Raw genomic sequence first — 4,040 nt, 5'->3', positions numbered from 1 at the left:
ACGCCACGTCACCGGGCCATGCTGTGTTTTCGCAGGTCAAACCCTATTTCCAGCGACTATGCCGCTACCTCTGCTGCGGAACTCCGGCCTTACAGAGCGGTATCACTACTGAACGGGTAGGCGAAGTCTTCGGCGAGGCGTCGGGCTACGGAGTCTTCGATGAGGTTGGAGCTGGTGGCCAGCTGGCTGATGAGGGTGGCTGCGTCCTCGGTGCGCTGCTCGATGACGGTGTCGTAGCGGCGCCGTCCGGCGGCTTGGCCAGCAGCTACCAGTTGCTCGACTCGCGCCGGTGTGAGGTCTCGCAGGACCTCATCGGTGCCGACGACGCCAGTGGAGTCCTCTGCCCAGAGGTGGACGAGCTCGTGCACTTTGATCTGCCGCTCGTGCGAGGGCGAACCGCCCTTGAGATGAAGGATCAGGTCGAGCGGCCGGACGTCGTGTTTGATCCAGAGGCCGCAGAAGCCAGTGATGTTGACTAGGTGGACCGGCATAGGCTTCAGGACGATACGTTGGCCGCGGGCCTGCTCGATATTCGCAACAAACCGATCGAGATCGAAGGGCCGCGGGATCGGCATGGAGGCCACCAGGCGCTCGGTCTCATGCCGCAAAAGGCGTCGTCTGCGCCGGGCTCGCAACTGGTCGAGGGCACCGTTCATGACGCCTGAGCCCGAGAGTCGCCTCCTCTGCGTCATCACTCACGCCCGTCCTCGGCCTCATGCGCGAAGAGAAACAGAGCGCCCAGCCGATGACCCACCCAAACAACGATCAATGGCAGCGCAACAAACGTCTTCAAGCCCGATATCGCGCCAGACAGTCCCGTAGCAAGGCGCCAGAATCTTCCAGCAGTCAACCGAACGGACACTCTCGTGAGAAACATGGATGGCAAGTGCGTAGATCTAGGCTTAGCTGGGCAGCACTCCCCGCCGTCCGGTACAGGCGTATCCACGGTTCCCCACAGGAATCATCAATGAGCGCAATGACGCAGGATGTGCTCGTGTAGCACTCACGCCTCGTCCCCCGCTTACCAGTCGGCCACTTGGCTGCAAAGCTCATCAATATTCAGCTCGACGAGCGCAGCTCACTCAATCACCGCCTGAGCGCTGGCACACGCTCCAACAACAAGGTTGGCGAAAATAACATCTATCGACGACGTGTTCGAGTCTATCCGACACCAGCAGTTGACAGTGACTGCTGGTGACACAGTGTAACTGTAAACTGGCCCGCCAAGATCAAGTTCAGCGGGAGACCGCGCCCCACCTGACCCGGCTGCTGCGGACCGAACGACGCGACGAGACACCCTGACGCCGTTCCGCCATGCCGCAGGAGCCGGGGTTTTGGATCGACACCGTAGCCGCGATGACAAGCAGTGCCACGCCTATTGACCCTCGACCGCACAGGGCCACCAGGCCGTCACCCCTGACTGTCTCCGAGGCGATCAGCGGCCGATTCCTGATCCGCAAGGAACTTCAGGACGTCGCGGATCGCATCCAGTTGCCGTCGCAACTCCTCGCCCTCCGGCCCGTCTACAGCGACGCACCGGACATGAACAGAAGGCGGGGGTCCCCATCTGCCCGGCCGGCGAGGGGGGTCGGCTGCGCACACCTCGGCCTCCGCCATGCCATACACCTTCTCCCCGGCACGTCAGCTTTCCACGATGTCGGCCGAACTCGTGGAAGGCGTCAACCAGGGGGCGGCACCTGCCCACCACACGCGGATTCCGCAGCTGCCGACCCCGCCCCCGGCGAAGGCGGGACCAGCCGCGCCCGCCCCTCAACCGCCACCGTGGCACAAATGCGCAGGTCAGCGCCGTGCGCACGACCAGCCATGTTTTGTGACTCCCGCCGGGGGCGCATACAGCCTCTCACCTGCGGAAACGCGTGAGGGGCTTTTTCGTGTCCAGATGCACATCGCTCTACGAGCAAGGCGCCTTCGCCTATCCGCAATCGCGGGTGACGGTGTAGCACCGGGTAGCACACCTTCGCTATCGTGGACAGCATGACAGCGCAGCCGGAGATCACTCAGCGCGATCTGCGCACCCGCTCCAAAGAAATCATGGACGCCGTCCAGGGAGGACAGGCGTTCACCGTCACCCGCGACGGGCATCGTGTCGGCGAGCTGATCCCGCTCCGCGGCCGTCGCCGCTTCGTTCCCCGCGCCGAGTTCGCGGCCATGTCACGTACCGCCCCTGACATCTCGCTGGACGCCTTCCGCGACGACCAGGACGCCGTCGTCGAGCAGGAGTTGGACGACCCGTATGCCCGTTGAGCACGAGCAAGGCCTGCTCGACACCAACATCATGATCCTGCGCAAGTGGATCGACGCCGACGAGCTGCCTGCCGAGATGGCCATCAGCGCCATCACCCTCGCGGAACTCTCCGCAGGCCCCCACCAGGTGCGCGGCGGCGAGCAGAGCGACTACGACGAACACGCCGAGCGGGCCCGCCGCATGGACGTCCTGCAGCGCGCCGAAAACGAATTCGACCCCATCCCCTTCGACGTGGAGGCGGCCCGCATCTACGGCAGAATCTGCGCCGCCGTCGTCTCCGCAGGCCGCAAGCCCCGTCGCCGTGTGGCCGACCTGATGATCGCCGCCGTCGCGGCCGCCGAGGGACTCCCCCTGTTCACCACCAACCCCGACGACTTCAAGGGCCTCGACGACTTGATCACCATCGTGCCCGTCACCCGGCCCGAGATCCTGCACGACCGGTAGTACCCCGTCCGCTCCGCCCTGTGCCGGAAGCCAAGGTGGTTCCACTCCCGGTCGCTGACCCCCACCGCCCGTCACCAACCCAGGTCACGCGAGACCTCGATCTGCACGGAGATGGCGCCCGGAGCCTCGGTGCCGGCACGCGCCCATACAGTTACCCGATGACGCCGATCAAGAAGTTCCAAGTCACCTTCGACTACGCAGAACCTGAGCGGCTCGCTCGTTTCTGGTGCGAGGTGCTGCGGTACGTCATACCGTCGCCACCGGCGGGGTTTGCCACTTGGGACGATTTCAAGCGCTCGCAGCCACCTGAGCGGCGGGATTCCTGGTTCGCCTGCGTCGATCCCTCAGGTGTGGGCCCGCGGCTGTACTTCCAGCGTGTCCCCGAGGGGAAGGCCGCCAAGAACCGGGTGCATCTTGATGTGCGGGTCGGCACCGGACTCGTGGGGGAAGAGCGCCTCGCCGCACTTGAGGCGGAATGCGCACGACTGGTCCCGCTCGGTGCGGTGCACGTGCGCACGCTGTACGACGGCAATGCGTTGCCTATCAGTTCGACCGCGGCCGTCGCGATACGTGTCTTCTCCGGGACACGCATCGTGGTGCGAGCGTCCAGGGTGGTCTCGAATCCCGCGCTCTCCACCGGGTAGGCGCCGCCGTGGGTCCGCCGTACGAGGCCGTGCTCCTCCAGCACACCAACGTCTCGCCGGATCGTCTCTCTGGAAACCCCGAAGTCAGCGGCGAGTTTGGCCACATTCGCCGCGCCTGTGCACCGGGTCATCTCAAGAATCCCGCGCCGACGTTCTTCGGTATCCATCGTGCATCTCCTGTCCGCTTGGTTGCCCCAGCACCGCCGGTTCGGGTCGGCAGGGGGATTTCATGCGACGTTGCCGCGCCTGCGGCCAGGTTGATCGGGACGAGAATCACGGAATGTGGCGGCTGCCACCTGCGAGCAACCGGAGTGGGTACGGCTGGACGGGGCCGCCTCGCCGGACGTCGGCGCGTCGGACCAGGCGCTGTGGGGGTTCTGGTCGGATTGAGGGCTGCCCCGTCACGCCAAACGCCGCAGCAGGACCAGCCGGAAGCTGCTCGGCCAAGACTGTTTTTCCCGGTCGAGGTGTGGCGGGTAACCCAGCGTTGGGACAGTCGTGCAGCCAGGAGCAGACCGCGCCCGCCCTCGTCGAGGCTTCGGATCCGCGCAGTGGGACGTGATATCGGGCTGGATGCGCGCCGCACGTTGCCTAGACGCAATGCCGTGTAGTTAGGGCTTGCCGGGAAACAAGCCGTGGCTTCGGGCCTTGGTCCTCGTTGTTGTGGTATGGGGAGACCGGAGGGG

General features: G+C 65.2%; 4 protein-coding genes and 1 pseudogene. 3 read left to right on the top strand and 2 right to left on the bottom strand.

Going from position 1 to position 4,040, the window contains the following annotated elements:
* Positions 1-89: 89 nt before the first annotated feature.
* Positions 90-656, bottom strand: a complete 567-nt coding sequence (locus H8R17_RS44635; protein WP_262506037.1) for a hypothetical protein — start codon at positions 654-656, stop codon at positions 90-92.
* A gap of 1,339 nt (positions 657-1,995) precedes the next feature.
* Here H8R17_RS44635 and H8R17_RS44630 point away from each other — a divergent pair.
* The 3 genes from H8R17_RS44630 (at position 1,996) to H8R17_RS44620 (ending at position 3,354) form a co-directional block, all read left to right on the top strand.
* Positions 1,996-2,265 (top strand): type II toxin-antitoxin system Phd/YefM family antitoxin, encoded by a 270-nt coding sequence (locus H8R17_RS44630; RefSeq protein WP_187828868.1) that lies wholly within the window; start codon positions 1,996-1,998, stop codon positions 2,263-2,265.
* A complete protein-coding gene (locus H8R17_RS44625; protein ID WP_187828867.1) occupies positions 2,255-2,710 on the top strand; it encodes a type II toxin-antitoxin system VapC family toxin in 456 nt (151 codons plus the stop codon). Before H8R17_RS44630 ends, H8R17_RS44625 begins: the two co-directional genes overlap by 11 nt.
* A 158-nt stretch (positions 2,711-2,868) precedes the next feature.
* Positions 2,869-3,354: a VOC family protein gene (locus H8R17_RS44620; RefSeq protein WP_262506036.1), complete on the top strand. Its 486-nt coding sequence runs from the start codon at positions 2,869-2,871 to the stop codon at positions 3,352-3,354.
* Here H8R17_RS44620 and H8R17_RS44615 read toward each other — a convergent pair.
* Positions 3,243-3,521: pseudogene (locus H8R17_RS44615) on the bottom strand (DeoR family transcriptional regulator); the annotation flags it as partial. The gene H8R17_RS44620 and the pseudogene H8R17_RS44615 sit on opposite strands and share 112 nt — an antisense overlap.
* Positions 3,522-4,040: the final 519 nt, after the last annotated feature.

This window comes from Streptomyces sp. TRM68367, from assembly GCF_014495685.1.
In the GTDB taxonomy this organism is placed as follows: Bacteria; Actinomycetota; Actinomycetes; order Streptomycetales; family Streptomycetaceae; genus Streptomyces.
Note: the sequence above shows the minus strand (reverse complement) of the source record. Positions and strands in the feature narration are given on the sequence as shown.